The organism is Pontibaca salina (assembly GCF_016307205.1).
Lineage (GTDB): Bacteria > Pseudomonadota > Alphaproteobacteria > Rhodobacterales > Rhodobacteraceae > Pontibaca > Pontibaca salina.
Genome location: NZ_JAEIJD010000002.1, coordinates 109,016 through 125,628, shown reverse-complemented (window position 1 = coordinate 125,628; position 16,613 = coordinate 109,016). Strand labels below are relative to the sequence as shown.

General features: G+C 60.1%; 19 protein-coding genes. 12 read left to right on the top strand and 7 right to left on the bottom strand.

Features of this window, described 5'->3' with window-relative positions; translation table 11 throughout:
- Positions 1-16: 16 nt before the first annotated feature.
- The 4 genes from JAO82_RS03325 to tpiA all read left to right on the top strand — a co-directional run bounded on the left by JAO82_RS03325 (position 17) and on the right by tpiA (position 2,699).
- Positions 17-643, top strand: coding sequence for a MarR family transcriptional regulator (locus JAO82_RS03325; RefSeq protein ID WP_198684928.1), 627 nt, complete (start codon positions 17-19; stop codon positions 641-643).
- Between the two features lie 55 nt (positions 644-698).
- Positions 699-1,436, top strand: coding sequence for a DUF3307 domain-containing protein (locus JAO82_RS03320; protein ID WP_198684927.1), 738 nt, complete (start codon positions 699-701; stop codon positions 1,434-1,436).
- Between the two features lie 65 nt (positions 1,437-1,501).
- On the top strand, positions 1,502-1,867 hold the full coding sequence (locus JAO82_RS03315; protein WP_198684926.1) for a HesB/IscA family protein: 366 nt from the start codon (positions 1,502-1,504) through the stop codon (positions 1,865-1,867).
- A gap of 79 nt (positions 1,868-1,946) precedes the next feature.
- Positions 1,947-2,699 carry a triose-phosphate isomerase gene (gene tpiA, locus JAO82_RS03310; protein ID WP_198684925.1) on the top strand — a complete coding sequence of 251 codons (753 nt, stop codon included), beginning with the start codon at positions 1,947-1,949 and terminating at the stop codon, positions 2,697-2,699.
- Here tpiA and JAO82_RS03305 read toward each other — a convergent pair.
- Complete coding sequence (locus JAO82_RS03305) at positions 2,696-3,163, bottom strand: Lrp/AsnC family transcriptional regulator (RefSeq protein WP_198684924.1); 468 nt, start codon at positions 3,161-3,163, stop codon at positions 2,696-2,698. The two genes, tpiA and JAO82_RS03305, sit on opposite strands and share 4 nt — an antisense overlap.
- 143 nt (positions 3,164-3,306) lie before the next feature.
- Between JAO82_RS03305 and cobA the strand changes: the two genes are divergently transcribed.
- From cobA to JAO82_RS03275, 6 genes are all read left to right on the top strand, one after another.
- The gene (gene cobA / locus JAO82_RS03300; protein ID WP_198684923.1) at positions 3,307-4,068 is read left to right on the top strand and encodes a uroporphyrinogen-III C-methyltransferase; all 762 of its coding nucleotides are present in this window, start codon (positions 3,307-3,309) and stop codon (positions 4,066-4,068) included.
- A complete protein-coding gene (locus JAO82_RS03295) occupies positions 4,068-4,376 on the top strand; it encodes a DUF2849 domain-containing protein (RefSeq protein ID WP_198684922.1) in 309 nt (102 codons plus the stop codon). Before cobA ends, JAO82_RS03295 begins: the two co-directional genes overlap by 1 nt.
- Entirely contained in the window at positions 4,369-6,036 is a 1,668-nt protein-coding gene (locus JAO82_RS03290; protein WP_198684921.1) for a nitrite/sulfite reductase, read from the top strand. The genes JAO82_RS03295 and JAO82_RS03290 overlap by 8 nt, the downstream gene beginning before the upstream one ends.
- A gap of 7 nt (positions 6,037-6,043) precedes the next feature.
- Entirely contained in the window at positions 6,044-6,802 is a 759-nt protein-coding gene (locus tag JAO82_RS03285; RefSeq protein WP_198684920.1) for a phosphoadenylyl-sulfate reductase, read from the top strand.
- A complete protein-coding gene (locus JAO82_RS03280) occupies positions 6,799-7,200 on the top strand; it encodes a DUF934 domain-containing protein (protein WP_198684919.1) in 402 nt (133 codons plus the stop codon). The genes JAO82_RS03285 and JAO82_RS03280 overlap by 4 nt, the downstream gene beginning before the upstream one ends.
- Before the next feature lie 90 nt (positions 7,201-7,290).
- Entirely contained in the window at positions 7,291-8,109 is an 819-nt protein-coding gene (locus JAO82_RS03275; protein WP_198684918.1) for a ferredoxin--NADP reductase, read from the top strand.
- Positions 8,110-8,171: 62 nt separating this feature from the next.
- On the opposite strand, the gene JAO82_RS03270 is transcribed toward JAO82_RS03275, so the two are convergent.
- Positions 8,172-8,717: a hypothetical protein gene (locus JAO82_RS03270; protein WP_198684917.1), complete on the bottom strand. Its 546-nt coding sequence runs from the start codon at positions 8,715-8,717 to the stop codon at positions 8,172-8,174.
- A gap of 202 nt (positions 8,718-8,919) precedes the next feature.
- Here JAO82_RS03270 and infC point away from each other — a divergent pair, with 202 nt between their 5' ends.
- On the top strand, positions 8,920-9,471 hold the full coding sequence (gene infC, locus JAO82_RS03265; RefSeq protein ID WP_198685220.1) for a translation initiation factor IF-3: 552 nt from the start codon (positions 8,920-8,922) through the stop codon (positions 9,469-9,471).
- 100 nt (positions 9,472-9,571) lie between these two features.
- On the opposite strand, the gene JAO82_RS03260 is transcribed toward infC, so the two are convergent.
- The 3 genes from JAO82_RS03260 to JAO82_RS03250 all read right to left on the bottom strand — a co-directional run bounded on the left by JAO82_RS03260 (position 9,572) and on the right by JAO82_RS03250 (position 12,675).
- Positions 9,572-11,752, bottom strand: coding sequence for an OmpA family protein (locus JAO82_RS03260; protein WP_198684916.1), 2,181 nt, complete (start codon positions 11,750-11,752; stop codon positions 9,572-9,574).
- A gap of 270 nt (positions 11,753-12,022) precedes the next feature.
- Positions 12,023-12,280 carry a succinate dehydrogenase assembly factor 2 gene (locus tag JAO82_RS03255; protein ID WP_198684915.1) on the bottom strand — a complete coding sequence of 86 codons (258 nt, stop codon included), beginning with the start codon at positions 12,278-12,280 and terminating at the stop codon, positions 12,023-12,025.
- Entirely contained in the window at positions 12,277-12,675 is a 399-nt protein-coding gene (locus JAO82_RS03250; protein ID WP_198684914.1) for a helix-turn-helix domain-containing protein, read from the bottom strand. Before JAO82_RS03250 ends, JAO82_RS03255 begins: the two co-directional genes overlap by 4 nt.
- Positions 12,676-12,763: 88 nt before the next feature.
- Between JAO82_RS03250 and JAO82_RS03245 the strand changes: the two genes are divergently transcribed.
- Positions 12,764-13,966, top strand: coding sequence for a pyridoxal phosphate-dependent aminotransferase (locus tag JAO82_RS03245; RefSeq protein WP_198684913.1), 1,203 nt, complete (start codon positions 12,764-12,766; stop codon positions 13,964-13,966).
- An 85-nt stretch (positions 13,967-14,051) separates the two neighbouring features.
- On the opposite strand, the gene JAO82_RS03240 is transcribed toward JAO82_RS03245, so the two are convergent.
- Positions 14,052-15,125, bottom strand: coding sequence for a PAS domain-containing sensor histidine kinase (locus JAO82_RS03240; RefSeq protein ID WP_232897206.1), 1,074 nt, complete (start codon positions 15,123-15,125; stop codon positions 14,052-14,054).
- Between the two features lie 68 nt (positions 15,126-15,193).
- On the bottom strand, positions 15,194-16,546 hold the full coding sequence (locus JAO82_RS03235; protein ID WP_198684912.1) for an MATE family efflux transporter: 1,353 nt from the start codon (positions 16,544-16,546) through the stop codon (positions 15,194-15,196).
- Positions 16,547-16,613: the final 67 nt, after the last annotated feature.

The window sequence follows — 16,613 nt, the reverse complement described above, 5'->3', positions numbered from 1 at the left end:
AGTTTCCAGGAAAGCCATGCCAGAGCCATTCGCAGTCCTTACCGGCGACCTGATCGACTCAACGAGTCTCGACCTCACGCAACTGAATGACGCGCTGCAAGCCTTGGAGAATGCGTCGCGCGACATCGCAGGTTGGGGCGGCGGCATTGTAACCGGCTTCGCCCGACGCGGTGGCGACGGGTGGCAGTGCGCCATCGCCGTACCGGCACTGTCGTTGCGCGCGGCGCTGTTTTTACGGGCCGCCCTGCGTGAACTGGGTAAATCCCGCTCCACAAGGATTGCCATTGCCGAGGGCTTGGGCACCCTGCCCGCTGATCGCAACCCGAATTCCGGACACGGCCCCGCCTTCATCGCTTCCGGTCGTTTGCTTGCCACGCTGCCCGCGCATGTCGCTATGGCCCATGCGGCCAAGGGCGATTTGGCCGCTGCAGTGCGCTTGGCCGACCATATCAGCAGCGGCTGGACCCCCGCACAGGCCCGCGCCGTGCGCCTGATGCTGTGGCCCCGCGACCGCATCCGTGCCGATGCCGCCAAGCATTTGGGCATTACCCGTCAGGCCGTTAACCAAGCACTCTGGGGCGCGGGCTTTCCCGCCATCGACGATGCTCTGAGAATGATCGAAGCAAAGGGGTGCGCAACGTGATTTACCTTCCATCCCTAAAAGCAAGCATTTTCACCTGCGGGGGTGGACGGGGCCGATGATCGAAACCTTCACCGCCTTGCTGTTTGCCCATGTGCTGGCCGATTTCCTGTTCCAGACGAACTGGATACACGCCAATAAGGCCCGCCCATCGGTCATGCTGCTGCACGGTGTGATTGTGTTGATCACCGCGCAAGCGGCGCTGGGGCGGGTCGATGCGCCGGAGCTGTTGGTGCTGGCGCTGACCCATATCGCGATAGATATTGCCAAGACCTCGGGCAGATTTGGCGGGCTTTCCGGGTTCCTCATGGACCAAACAGCGCATCTGGTCACACTGATGGCCATCGCCGCATGGGCACCCGGCCTGTGGCAATCAGGATGGTGGGCCGCATGGCCCGAAATTCTGCCTTTGATGGCGCTTGCCACCGGTCTGACCGTCACACTGATTGCCGGACAATATGCCGTCGGGCTGCTGATGTACCCGCATGGGGTGCGCATTCGCAATAACGGACTACGGCAGGGTGGTCGGCAGATCGGCGTTCTCGAACGCGGTTTGATATTTGCGCTGCTCCTGACTGATCTTGCCTTGGGGGTCGGTTTTTTGATCGCCGCCAAATCCATTTTGCGCTTTGGCACCGCCTCGCACGACCAGCGTACCGCCGAATATGTTATCATCGGGACGCTGGCGTCCTTTGGCTGGGCAATTCTGGCGGCGCTGGCCACCCGTGCGCTTCTAACGTGGCTACCCCCTCTGGAATTATTGGCCCCCAACTCCCTGAGCGGAAGCGGTATCTAAGGGCTGGGCCTTGAGGAACCTGACGCTGCAACTTAGGTTAAAGGTCAAGAGAAGGAGCAATATTCATGTTCGCCATTCCCGGAAAACCGCCGATCACCATTACTCCCACTGCAATCCGCCAGATCACTCGCTTGATGGAGAAGGACGGTCGTGCCGGCCTGCGCATCGGCGTCAAAAAAGGCGGCTGTGCCGGGATGGAGTACACGATGGAATATGTTGATCAGGCCGACCCCAACGACGAGGTCGTCGAGCAGGAAGGTGCCCGCGTCATGATCGCGCCAATGGCGCAGATGTTCCTGTTCGGCACTGAAATCGATTACGAAACCGGCCTTCTGGAATCCGGCTTCAAGTTCAACAACCCCAATGTCTCCGAGGCCTGTGGCTGCGGTGAATCAATCAAATTCGACAGCGCGGGAACCACGGAGGGCTGAGCTTCTCCCGCCGGAGATTGCCTGCCCCTACGGGCGGTGCTAGACGCGGCATCGGTTTGAGCAGGACAAGGGGCAGAACATGCGGCGGAAATTGGCGGCTGGCAACTGGAAGATGAACGGCACCGGGCAGGCATTGTCCGAACTGGCAGATTTGGCACGTGCCCATCCGGACCCCGCCTGTGATATCCTGATCTGCCCGCCGGCCACCCTGCTGCACCGTGCAGTTCAGATAAGTGCGGACAACGCCATCAATGTCGGGGCACAGGATTGCCACGCTGAAGCGTCCGGCGCACACACCGGCGACATAAGCGCCGAAATGATCCTGGATGCGGGGGCGCGCCACGTGATCCTTGGCCATTCCGAGCGCCGCCAGGACCACGGCGAAAGTGACGCCGCCGTGTGTGCCAAGGCCCAAGCTGCCTTAAACGTAGGGCTGACCGCGATCATTTGCCTTGGCGAAACTCTCGCCCAGCGCGACGCCTCAGCAACGCTAGACATCATCGCCGGACAGCTTTCCGGGTCGGTTCCCGATGCCGTGACCGGCGAGAATCTCGTGATCGCCTACGAGCCGATCTGGGCCATCGGCAGCGGCCGCATTCCCGAACCCGCCCAGATCGGTGAGGTACACGGCTTCCTCCGCGCCCGACTAAAAGAGCGTTTCGGTGCAGATATCAGCGACGCTGTGCGCCTGCTATACGGTGGGTCGGTCAAACCCGAAAATGCCGCCGAAATTTTTGCCGTGCCAGATGTCGATGGCGCGCTGGTCGGCGGGGCCAGCCTGAAAGCGGCCGAGTTCTCCCCCATCATCGCAGCGCTTGAGGCGAGCGATTAATCCTCCAGCGGCAGCATCGTGGTCGATTTTATCTCTTCCATCGACAACAACGCCGTGACGTTGTGCACCCGCACCTCGGATATCAGCGCCTGATAAAATACGTCATAAGCACGCGCATTTTTCACCCGCACCTTCAGGATATAGTCGATATCGCCGGCGAGGCGGTGCGCTTCCTGAACCTCGGGGCGGTTCTGCAATGCCTCAAGGAATGACGCTTGCCAGACCGCATCATGTTCCGAGGTGCGGATCAGCACGAAAAAGCACGCTTCGAAACCCAGCGACTCGGCATCCAGTATCACGGTTTGCCGACCGATCACGCCACCTTGACGCAATTTGCGGATGCGATTCCAAACCGGGGTCTTTGAACTGCCCACTTTTCGGGCAATTTCGTCCAGCGATTGGCTGGCATCGCGCTGCAGCTCTGACAGGATTTTCCTGTCTACATCATCGATCCGCACCGTCATTCCTGTTTCCTCTATCCTAAAGGTCCAAACGGCCTCCTCAGCGGGCTGTTCGGAACAAACATCCTTATTTCCTCTGCCGTATGGCATAGATTTGGGAATATTTCCTATAGTCTGCGGCAAGTCAAACGCGGAGAATCTGTGCCATGCCCAATACCACCCCTTTTGAGACGGTCGAATTTGTCGGAGCAGGCCCCGGTGATCCAGATCTGCTGACCGTCGGCGCATTACGTGCCCTGCAAGGTGCCGGGATCATCCTGCACGACCGCCTGATACCGCAGGCAATCCTCGCTCTGGCCGGACCTGATGCGCAACTGATTGACGTGGGAAAGGCCGGATTCGGCCCCTCTACCCCGCAGGAACGCATCAATGACCTGATTGTCCATCATGCGACGCAAGGCGCACGGGTGGTGCGGCTCAAAGCCGGCGACACCACATTATTCGCGCGCCTGGATGAAGAAGTTGCCGCCTGCGACGCGGCCAATATTCCATGGCGCATTCTGCCCGGTATCACCTCGGCCGCCGCCGCCGCCGCCGCTCTGGGCCAGAGCCAGACCAGCCGGGGCCGAAATTCCTCGGTCCGCTATCTGACCGGTCACGACGTAAAAGGCTTTGCCGATCACGACTGGGCCGCGCTGGCCCGTCCCGGCAGCGTTGCCGCAATCTATATGGGCAAATCGGCCGCGCGCTTCGTGCAGGGCCGTTTGCTGATGCATGGCGCCGATCCGGCGACCCCGGTCAGCGTGATCGAAAACGCCTCGCGCCCGGACCAGCGCGTTCTGGCCGTTACGCTGGCCACCCTGCCCGCCATTCTCGCCGCCGCTGATCTGGACGGTCCTGCATTGATCTGGCTCGGCCTGCCGCCACGCGCAGCGGCCCTGTCCCACACCCGAAAGGAATTCGCCTGATGTCCCGACCCTTTACCCCGAAAGTGGTTACCGCCAATGACCTGCTCATCGGAGACGTGATCTATCAGACCGTTGACGATGGTTGGACCCGCGATTTGGCAAAGGCCGAGATCCTGACCGATGAGGCCGACGCGCAACTGCGCCTGCTCCATGCCGAACGACAGCACACCCGTCTGGTCGGCGCCTATCTCGCCGATGTCAACGAAGGCCCCGATGGCCCCCTCCCGGCTCATTTCCGCGAAGCGTTTCGCGCCAGCGGCCCCTCAAACCACAACCACGGTAAACAGGAGCGCACCAGCCATGTATGAATATACCGAGTTCGACCACGCCTTTCTGACCCAGCGCAACACCCAGTTTCGCGCTCAGGTCGCGCGCCGCCTGGATGGCTCGCTCAGCGAAGAAGAATTCCGACCACTGCGCCTGATGAACGGGCTCTACCTGCAACTGCACGCCTATATGCTGCGCGTCGCGGTCCCCTATGGCACGCTCAGTTCCAAGCAAATCCGCAAGCTGGCCGAGATCTCCGAGCGGTGGGACAAGGGCTATGGCCACTTCACCACGCGCCAGAACATGCAGTTCAACTGGCCGGCACTGCGTGACGTGCCAGACATCATGGATGCTTTGGCCTCGGCCGGAATGCATGCAGTGCAGACCAGCGGCAATACCATTCGCAACGTCACCGCCGATCCGTTTGCCGGGGCCGCGGCGGATGAAGTCGCTGACCCCCGCCACCTGGCCGAACTGATCCGCCAATGGTCCACCGACCATCCCGAATTCCAATTCCTCGGGCGCAAATTCAAGATCGCCGTCACCGGCAGCCCGCATGATCGCGCCGTGATCCGCACGAACGATATCGGGCTGCGCGTGGTCGAACGCGACGGGGCCCGGGGCGTGCAGGTTTTTGTCGGCGGCGGGCTCGGGCGCACACCGCTGGTTGCGCAGGAGATCCGCGATTTCCTGCCGCTCGACGACCTGTTGCCCTATCTGGAATCGATCCTGACGGTCTATAATCGTCTCGGGCGGCGCGACAACAAGTGGAAGGCGCGCATCAAGATCCTGGTGCAGGAACACGGCATCGCGCGCATTCGCGAACTGGTCGAAGAAGAGTTCCCGCAGCGGCGCGCCACCTATGCGCCCGATATCGTCGCCCGGCAGCTTGAACTGGTCGCGGCGCGCTTCGCCCAGCCGGTGCTCAAATCGGCCCCCACTGACCCCTTCACGCAGGCTTATGACTCGGATCCGGTTTTTCGCTCGTGGAGCGATACCAACCTCGCGGCGCATCGCGACCCGGATCACGCCATTGTCACGATCAGCCTCAAGGCGCATGGTGCAACGCCCGGCGATGTCAGTGCGGACCAAATGCGCCTGCTGGCCGATCTGGCCGAGCGCTATGCCCACAGCGAGCTGCGGGTCAGCCCCGAGCAAAACGTGATCCTGCCCCATGTGCACAAATCCGACCTGCCCGCGCTGCACGCGGCACTGAAGCTCGCAGGGCTGGGCACCGCCAATATCGGGCTGGCTTCGGATATCGTCGCCTGCCCCGGCATGGATTACTGCTCTTTGGCCACAGCGCGGTCGATCCCGGTCGCCCAGCAGATCGCCGAACGGGTGGACGCGCTGAAGCTGGAACATGATATCGGCGCGCTCAAGATCCGCATCTCGGGCTGCATCAACGCCTGCGGCCATCATCATGTGGGCCATATCGGCATCCTCGGACTGGACCGCGCAGGCGTCGAGAACTACCAGATCACGCTCGGCGGTGACGGCAGCGAAAACACCACGATCGGGGCGCGGACCGGGCGCGGCTTCGCCCATGACGAAATCGTGCCCGCGATTGAACGGCTGGTCCATGCCTATCTCGACCTGCGCAGCGACGCTGAGGAAACCTTTTTGCAGACCCTGCACCGCCTTGGTGCCGACCCATTCAAGGCGGCGCTCTATCCACAGACCGCCATTGCAGCGGAGTAGATCGCCCATGCTTCTTCTGGCTGAAAATATCCCCCCCGGAGGGCCGGATTCAACCGCGCTCTCCGCCCGGATAGGCGCGCTGAATGATCGGTTCCGCCATCACAGCGCCCATGACGTGTTGACCCATGCGTTGCGCGGCATGGAGCGCATTGCGCTGGTCTCCAGCTTCGGGGCGGAATCGGTGGTGCTGCTGCATATGGCTGCGGTGATCGACCGGGCCACCCCGGTGTTGTTCATCGATACCGAGATGCTGTTTACCGAAACCCTGGTGTATCAGAATGAACTGGCCGAGCGGTTGGGTCTGACCAACCTGAGGATCCTGCACGCCGCCGACATTGCGCGGCAGGATCCCGACGGTACGCTGCACCGCACCAATCCCGATGCCTGCTGTGCGCTGCGCAAGACCGCACCGCTTGACGCAGCACTTGCGAAGTTCGATGGCTGGATCACCGGGCGCAAACGCTATCAGTCCGCGGGACGCGCGGCGCTGGAGTTCTTTGAACCCGAGGACGGCACCGGGCGCATCAAGATCAACCCGTTGGCTCACTGGGCCACCGAGGATTTGCGCGACTATATTGACGAAAACCGCCTGCCCCGACATCCGCTGGTCGCGCGCGGCTATGCCTCGATCGGTTGCGCGCCTTGCACCTCACCTGTTGCCGCTGGCGAAGACCCCCGCGCAGGACGCTGGCGCGGGCGCGAAAAAGACGAATGCGGCATCCATTTTATCGATGGCCGCGCCACACGGAAAGGACAGACAGCATGACCATTCTCGTCACCGATATCGGCTTTGGCAGGGACGACTGGACCGATGGTTTCGCCACCGTCGACGAACCGAAGGCGACGGCACTTGATCTCGCCCCTGACACCGATTTGCAACCGCTGCTGCCGCGCCTCGGCGATCTGCGCATGATCCGGGTTCAGTTCCCGGCCTTTGCCGATGGCCGCGGATTTTCCATCGCGCGCCAATTGCGGCTGGCCGGATATACCGGACGGCTGCGCGCCTGTGGACATGTTTTGGCCGATCAATACGCAATGGCCCGGCGGTGCGGGTTCGACGAGGTCGAAATTGACGACGCCCTTGCCGCCCGCCAGCCCGAAGAGCAATGGCTGGCACGCGCAGATTGGGCCGCTAATGATTATCAAACGCGTCTGCGGGGCTGAATTGTCGCGCCCGGTGGTAAATCCCGCGTTTTCCTGACATATATCAATGCAACACCGAAAGGGCCGGCCTCACGGTCGGCTGGAGAAACCATGACAAAGTTGACTCAATTGACCCAAGCCACCGCTGCCAAAGTTGCTACACTGCCCGACGCTCAGACCGTGACCGCGGTCAAGCACTGGACAGACAGCCTGTTCTCGTTCCGCGTGACCCGACCACAATCGCTGCGTTTTCGTTCCGGCGAGTTTGTCATGCTCGGGCTGCTGGGCGACAACGGGAAACCCTTGTTGCGCGCCTATTCCATTGCCTCACCGGCATGGGACGACGAACTGGAATTCTATTCGATCAAGGTTCAGGATGGCCCACTGACCAGCCGGCTTCAGCATATCCAGCCCGGTGACGAGATCATCCTGCGCACCAAACCGGTAGGCACGCTGGTGCATGATGCGCTGCTGCCGGGCAAACGCGTCTGGTTTTTTGCCACCGGCACCGGTTTCGCACCGTTCGCTTCGCTCTTGCGCGAACCCGAAACCTACGAAAACTACGACGAGGTCATCATTACCCATACCTGCCGCGGACTCGCGGATCTGGAATATGGTCGCCAATTGATCGAGGATCTGCAAAATGACCCGCTGATCGGCGAGATGGTCGACGGCAAAATCCGTTATTATCCCACCACAACCCGGGAAGAGAGTCCGCGGATGGGCCGGATTACCGATCTGTTAAAGGATGGCACGGTGTTCCGCGATCTGGGCATCGAAACGATCTCTCCCGACGCTGACCGTGCCATGGTCTGCGGCAGTCTGGACTTCAACAAGGATCTCAAGGAGATTCTCGAAGAGTTCGGCCTGCGCGAAGGTGCGAACTCGGAGCCCGGCGAATATGTCGTTGAAAAAGCGTTCGTCGACTGAACGCAAAGCCCTGAATTGAAAAGGACCGCGGAGATATTTCGCGGTCCTTTTTGTTTGAGCTATTACATGCCCAGTGCGGTGCGAACGCTGGTCAGAACTTCGCTCAGCTCTTCTGGGTTGTCGCGTGCGCGCTCGACAGCTGCCTTAAGCGTCGATTTCTGGACCTCTCCCAGATCCGAGTCATCAATCGCCGTGATGACGCTGTCGTAGTCGAATCCATCAACTGTCAGGTCTTCAGCATCGGCACCCGCAACCGGCTCATCGGCTGTTTCAGCTGCATCCGTGGTGTCTGTTGCCGCCTCATCCTGTGCAGCTACGTCGGCGGCGTCGGTTGTCGCTTCTGCGGCATCATCGGCAACTTCATCCTGTGCTGCCTCGTCCTGCATATCTGCGGCGGCGTCATCTTCTGTCGCCTCTGCCGTATCGTCGATGGCCTCGCTTGGTGCAGGCTCGTCTATCGCATCGGGTTCGGTTACTGGCGCAGTTTCGGTCGTCGTCTCCGTTTCGGTTTCCATAACCGCCGGCTCACTCACCTGCTGCGATGTGTACCAGTAATATCCGCCTCCAGCCACGATCACGGCCAGGACAACTACTAAAATGCCTCTCACGATATCACTCCTCTTTACTCGGTCCCGCCCAATGCGGGCTTGCAGTGCATCACATTTGTCTAATAACCTATGTTACAGATAGTCCAAGTGTGAAAAACCTCTGGTACAAGGCTTTACCGGAACAATAATGCCGCTTGATCCCGACAACTGGCAAAGTTAGGTTTACGCTTCAGGTAACTAAAACGATCAAAGGAGCGAATCCATAGCCCGCAGACCTCATAACGCGCCGCCGACCCGTGATACCGGCCCGCGCGTCAACGACAAGATCCGTGCCCCCGAAATCCGGCTGATTGGAGCGGATGGTGACAATGTCGGCGTCGTGACCCCAGAACGCGCCATGGAAATGGCCGAACAAGCCGGTCTGGATCTCGTTGAAATCTCGCCCAACGCAACGCCGCCCGTGTGTAAGATCATGGATTACGGCAAGTTCAAATATGAACAGCAAAAGCGCGAAAGCGAGGCGAGAAAAAAGCAAAAGGTTATTGACGTCAAAGAGGTCAAGTTCCGTCCGAACACGGACAAGGGCGACTATGACGTCAAGATGCGCAACGTGTTCAGATTTCTGGAAGACGGTGATAAGGTCAAGATCACCCTGCGGTTTCGCGGGCGTGAGATGGCGCACCAGAATTTGGGGCGCGAACTTCTTGAACGGGTCGCTGAAGACACGAAGGAACTGGGCCGGGTCGAGAACTTTCCCAAGATGGAAGGCCGTCAGATGGTCATGCTGATTGGCCCGTTACCGCAGAAAAGCTGAGTGTAGCTTTCACAGCTAACACCATCGCCCCGGCCTGCCAGTCAGCGCCGGGGCGTTTTCTTTTTATCATGGCCGGATTGCGACCCGGTTCAGACCGGATTTACTGCAGGAGCCGCGTGATGTTGCGCACCACCGCACGGCGGTTCGTCGGCTCGGCCTTTTGTGTCTGCACCTTGAGATAACGCTCGCCGAAGCCTTGGGTGACCATATTTTCCGGTGGCACATCGAAATACTGGGTCAGCGCCAAGGCAACCGTTTCGGCACGTCGATCCGACAGTGCCAGATTGTAGGAATCGTCCCCCACCGCATCGGTGTGCCCTTCGACCAAGATCACCGTATTGGGCTGACGGTGCACGAGATCACTGATTGCCCGACCCAGATTTGCCAGTTCACGGGCCTTGTCGGGCGAGATCGCGGCGGAGCCAGTGGCAAAGGTAATTGCGTCGACCTCGATCTGGGGGGCCAGTTCGCGAACCTGCCGGATCGAACGCACCTGCTCGAGCGAGAACTTACGCCCAACCTTGCCGCGCAGCTCAGCCTCCAGCGCGCGGCTCAAAGCCGCCTCATCGCCGGGGGTTGCAACAAAAGCGGTGCGGCGGGTGTCGATCTCAGGCAGTTCCGCAACCGAGACGGGCGCGACCGACTTGGTATCATCGAACAATAAATACTCCTCGCCGCTGGCCAGAATGCGCGAACGGCGTAAAACCGAACCGTCGGCATCGCGGATCGTCACGATGCGGCTGCCATCAGGGTTGCTAACCGTCGTGCGGCTCGAACCATCGGAAAAGGTTTGCGTACCGATTTCGCTTCCCGGACGGCGCAGCAGGGCGTCATCATTCTTGAGCACAGCCAGTTCGCCATCACGGCGCACCACAACCCGGTCGCCCGAATTTGACACGACCTCATCGCCGTTGCTGAGAACCGTACCGACCACTGCGGCCCCCAGACCCAAAAGCAATGCTTTTTCAAACTTGCTCATCCCATCGTCTTTTTCCGCCTCGGGGGTGTCGATGGTTTCGCCGGTGGCGGCAACATTGGTGTCGAACTCTTCATCCGACGAGCGAACATCCTCTTCGCCAACTGTCTCTTTTTGGGTTTCAGTCGCGTCAACTTCTTCTTCGGCTGCAGCCGCTGCGCGGCGCTCGGCGCGACGTTCCGCGCGGCGCTCGGCACGCGCGGCTTCTTCCTCGGCCTCAGCACGGGCTTCTTGTTCAGCGCGCTCATCGGCCTGATTATCGGCCTCCTGAGATTGGGTATCGCCGTCGGATTCGGCTTCTGTCGCGGCCTGCTGTTTTTGACCCTCCGCTTCCAATTGGGCTTTTAGATCGGCTTCCGCATCAGCCTCCTGCTGGGCTTGCGTTTCCGACTCGCCTTGCGGCTCCGCATCGGATTGCTCATCGCTCTGCGCGTCTGTGGCCTCGGCTTCCAGTTGGGCCTCCAGATCGGCCTCCACACCAGCCTCCTGCTGGGGTTGCGTTTCCGGCTCGCCTTCCGGCTCTGCATTAGATTGCTCATCGCTCTGCGCGTCGGTGGCCTCGGCTTCCAGTTGGGCCTCCAGATCGGCTTCCGCATCAGCCTCCTGCTGGGCTTGCGTTTCCGGCTCGCCTTCCGGCTCTGCATCGGATTGCTCATCGCTCTGCGCGTCGGTGGCCTCGACTTCCAGTTGGGCCTCCAGATCGGCTTCCACACCAGCCTCCTGCTGGGCTTGCGTTTCCGGCTCGCCTTCCGGCTCTGCATCGGATTGCTCTCCGCTTAGGTCTTCGGCTGGCTCAGCTTGTTCTGCCTTGCCCTCGACGACCGTCAGCGCGCCAGATTCCGTGTCTTGCGGTGCCAGTTCCTCCACCGCCTGAGACAGCGCCTCGGCTTCGCCATCTGCCTCCGGCGGCACATCCACCTCTGGATCCGCTGGTGCGTCGCTTGCCGCCTGTTCCGTGGCGTCTTGCTGACCTTGCGCTGCTTCAGGGTCGACTACCTCTGGCGTGGTCTGCTGCGCCTGTTCTTCCGCGGCCGAACCAGATTGCAGTTCTCCATCCGAATCAGCTTCTTGCTTTGCCGTGATTTCCGCGTCGATATGCGGTTGCGCCGGCACACCGCCGCCCAAAGTCAGCAATGCTTCGTTATTCTCAACGACCTCGTTGTTCGCGCCCTTACAGGGGAACTGCCTTTCAGCCTCATCGAGTGCGCAAAAGGGCGTTTGCCCCTCTTGCGCCGCGCCCGACGCGCTCAGGCCGACACCCAGCACAAGGGCCAGTGACGTTGTGGAGAGATAGTGGCGTGGCATGATCGTTCCTTCGGAAAATGAAAAACTGTTTCAGCCCCCAACGCGTCGATCGGCCGGAAGGTTCCTCGAGCCGTTCCCAGGCTCAATGGGTATTAAAGGTCCGAGAAAAAGGGGCGCTCTGGCGACCCGGTGATCAAGCACCGCGGCAACCAATCGCAATAAAGCGCCCGCGATCTCGGCTTCATGTTTGTGTCGGTTTGCACGTGCGCCAGCGCAGCGGGCGACCCAAGATCGATAAGCCCGAACCGTTAACCGTGAGAGAAAACAGCCTCAGCCCTGAAAGACGCCAGAAATTTCCTTGATCATGCTTTGATAGCGCTTGGGAGCGTCAGTCTGTCCTGTCACCCATTGGTAAAGGTCATGATCGTTTTCATGCAGCAGCGCTTCGTAATCATTCAGCGCACTATCGGTCATTTTGGCAAGATTGTGATCGGCATAGGCTGTCAGGATCAGGTCCATCTCACGAATGCCACGCCGCATCGACCGCATTTTCAACCGCTTGAGGCGGGCCTCGGCCGGGCTGGTCATTCTGCTGCTTGCCGCACCAGACGGTGCAGCTTTTTTTCAAGGCGGGCAGCGCGTTCGGCATTGGCGCGCATGCTGGTGCGGATTTCGCGCAATTCGGTCAGCACATCGGAAAAATCAAGCACAGCTTCATCGACCGCAATGGGGTCGAGTGTTCCGTCGCCCTCCCCTGTCAAAAGCCACATGATCGATACATCCAAAAGCCCCGCCATCATCGAAAGACGATTAGCGCGGGGTTCAGAGAGATCCTGCTCCCATGCCATGAGCGTCGTTTTCTTGACCCCCAGTCGACGCGCCAACTGTGACTGGCTCATCCCCGCAGCTTCGCGTGCACCGGCTACACGGTCGCCGAAGGTTGCAGCCTCCGCTCCGAACCAGTTGTTTTCCTGATCGTTCATGGCTTCTCCTGCATGCTGCGCAACGGCTTGATCGAGCACAAATCGCACCCTATGACAGACAAGGCAATTATTCAAACCAGGATCGTCCATGTCATTTCTGTCCGCGACATTATCTCGTGTCAAACCGTCACCGACCATCGCGATTAGTGCGCGCGCCCGCGAAATGAAAGCCGCCGGACACGACGTCATCGCGCTGAGTGCGGGCGAGCCAGATTTTGACACTCCCGACAACATCAAGGTTGCTGCCAAAGCGGCAATTGACGCAGGCCAAACGAAATATACTGACCCCGACGGCACGCCTGAGCTAAAATCCGCGATCAGTGCCAAGTTCCAGCGCGAGAATGAGCTGGACTATAGCGAAGCACAGATCAGCATCGGCACCGGCGGCAAGCAGATCCTTTACAACGGGCTGATGGCCACACTGAATCCTGGCGACGAGGTCGTAATTCCCGCGCCCTATTGGGTCAGCTATCCCGATATGGTGCTTCTGGCCGGCGGCACTCCGGTGATCGCCACGACAACCTTGGAAAGCGGGTTCAAACTCAGTGCCGAGCAACTTGAGGCCGCGATCACGCCGCGGACCAAGTGGATCATCTTCAATTCACCGGGCAATCCCAGTGGCGCGGGCTATTCATGGGAGGAACTCAAAGCCCTGACTGATGTGTTGATGCGCCATCCGCATGTGTGGGTGATGACCGATGACATGTATGAGCACCTCGCCTATGACGGTTTCGAATTCTGCACACCGGCGCAGGTTGAGCCAGCCCTGTACGAACGCACGCTCACCATCAACGGCGTGTCCAAAGCGCACGCCATGACCGGCTGGCGCATCGGTTACGCGGGCGGGCCCGAGCCCTTGATTGCCGCTATGCGCAAGATCCAGAGCCAAAGCACCTCCTGCCCCTGCACGATCAGCCAATGGGCCGCTGTAGAGGCGCTGGAGGGCCCGCAAGACCACATCATCGCCAATAATGCCGTGTTCAAACGTCGCCGCGATCTGGTGGTGTCACGGCTGAATGCCATCACGGGCATCACCTGTCCGACGCCCGAAGGCGCGTTCTATGTCTACCCCTCGATTGCCGGTCTGATCGGGCGAACCAGCGCGGGCGGTACGAAAATCACAGATGACGAGGCCTTCGCCACCGCTCTGCTTGACGAAACCGGCGTCGCTGTTGTCTTTGGTGCGGCCTTTGGGCTCAGCCCCAACTTCCGGATCAGCTATGCCACCGCCGACGCCGCGCTGGAAGCGGCCTGCGCGCGCATCCAGACGTTCTGTAACAATCTGACATAAAGAAAGCTCTCGTTCCACCAGCAGATCTGTCGGTGCTCAAACACTATCGATGATGGGTCCGCTCGATCATGTGACGTCGGGCGCCTTATGATGAGTTTTGCATCACGAATGTGAACTCCGTCGCGGTCCTGTCCGAGCGAAAGCTCAGCCGGCCGTGATGCGCCTCGGCAATCTGCGCGGTGATAAACAGCCCTAGCCCCAACCCATCGGCGCCTTCCCCTTCCCCTGCAAGCCCACGGGTAAAGGGTTCGAACAGGCTGTCACGGGCCTCGGTCGGGATCGGGTCGCCAGAGTTAATGACGCTAAGCATAAAGCGGTCATCGTCATCATTCGCGACGACAATTACCGGATGCGCGTGTGATCCATGTGCGACGGCATTGGCCAGCAGGTTGGACAGCATCTGGCAAATGCGCTGGGGGTCGCAATAAACCGGATCATCAAAATTGATCCGCTCTTCGATCTGAATGTGAGGATGGCTGAGCCGGATTTCGTTTATCGCATGCTCAAGCGACGGGCGCAGCGGGATATCGCGACGGCGCTCAATGGTGATACCGCCGCCCAGACGGGCACGGGTGAAATCCATCACATCGTCAATCATCCGGGTCATCCGGTCTACCGACCCGTCAATTGTTCCGAGCATGGCATTCACGTCTTGGTCCTGAACGGATCGCGCGATCATACGTCCGGCCGCCGAGATCGCGGCGAGGGGATTGCGCAGATCGTGCCCCAAAACGGCGATGAACTGTTCCCGGAACCGGGCCTCGGCTTCGGTACTGCGCAGAGCGATTTCATTGGCTTTCTGCTCGGTGATGTCGCGGGCGCTGCAAAAAAACTTATCGCCCTCGGGAACGCCGTTCCAAGACAGATAGCGATAACTTCCATTACGGTGGCGATAGCGGTTTTCGAACCCTAAAATCGGTTTCCCGATAAGAATCTGGTCAAAAGCGCTATGAGTCCGCGCTAAATCCGCCGGGTGGATGAACTCGAAAAATCGACGCGACTGGATATCGGAAGGATGGTATCCCAACACGCGCTGCCATGCCGGATTGGTCGCTTCAAAATACCCCTCATTGTTTAGAATGCCCAATAAATCGGGGGTGACCCGCCATGTCAGGCTGTACTTCGACTCTGCGGCAATCATCGCGCTAGTGCCCTGCATTCAAACAAATTACTGCATCCGCGAAGAGATTAGACGATTGCGAACAAAAAGCACCACCCAAATTTCTATCAGCAAATAACTGCCATACGATTCAAGCCTCTGCGCCAAAACCGCAGGGTCAGGAACAAACCAGCACACCCCAACCCGATGACCAAACCCAACCAGACGCCGGTACCCCCCCAGCCAAAGACAAAGCCCAGTAGATAAGATGTCGGAATCCCCAGCGCCCAATAGGACAGCGCCGCCACCGCCATCGGTACGCTGGTATCTTGCACGCCGCGCAACAGACCGATCGCGACGGCCTGTGCGCCATCAACCAGTTGAAACAGCGCCGCGATAGCAAGGAACCCGACACCAATGGCCAGAATATCGAGACGCGCCGGGGCGTCATTGTCCATGAATAGCGACAGAAGCGGCACCGGAGCGGTCAGAAAGACCGCTACAGTAACCAGTGAAACGCAAAGTGACAGCGCCGTCACCACCAGCGCGCCGCGTCGCATATGGTCGCGGTCACCGCGCCCATAGGCACTGCCGGCACGGATCGTCGCGGCGTTGCTCAACCCCAGATGGACCATAAATGCAGCGCCCGAAATACTGATGACGATACCATGCGCCGCCAGCGGAACCGTGCCAATCCACCCCATCATCATCGACGAGGCAGCAAACATGCTGACCTCGCTGAGCACCGTCAGGCCGATCGGAAGACCCAGAACAAAGACCCGCGCGAACATCTCCCAGTCCGGGTGCCACAGCCGCTGGAACAGATTGTGATGCGGCAAGGCGCGAATGGCGTAGAAGATCACCGCAATCAGGGACGCCCCGTGGGTCGCCAATGAGCCGATGGCCGCGCCTCTGATGCCCAGTTCGGGCGCGCCCCAGTTGCCGAAGATAAGCGCGTAATTCACCACTGCGTTGATCAAAGCTGCCAGCACGGTGATCCACAATACCGCCTGTGTGCGCTCCAATGCCGCGAGATATGATTTCAGCACCATCACGAGCAATGCCGGAAACAGCCCCCAGCCCGCGATCCGCAAATATGTCGCGACCATCGCCGCCACGTCTTCGGTCTGGCCCAGCGCCAGCAAGATCGGCTCGGACCACCACATGACCGGCATCGCCAAGGCCGCGAATAGCACGGACAGCCACAATCCCATGCGTGTGCAGCGTCGGATCGAGACCTGATCACCGGTGGCGGCAGCCGTGGCGACCAGGGGCATCACTGCGAAGGCAAAGCCCGAGCCTAAAAGAAAAAAGACCAGAAAATAGCTTCCGCTGGCCAAGGTCACCGCCGCCAGTTCCGCGACGCCATACCAGCCAAGCATTGCCGTGTCGGTCAACCCAATGGCGAACTGCGCCAGATGGCCGCCGACCAACGGCAGCCCCAGTAATAGCGTCGCCTTCACGTGCCCCGGATATGTCATTACCGCTGCCATCGGACCGCCTTAGGCCCAATGCAATCCTGCGGCAAGTGCAGACCTATCTTGCGCG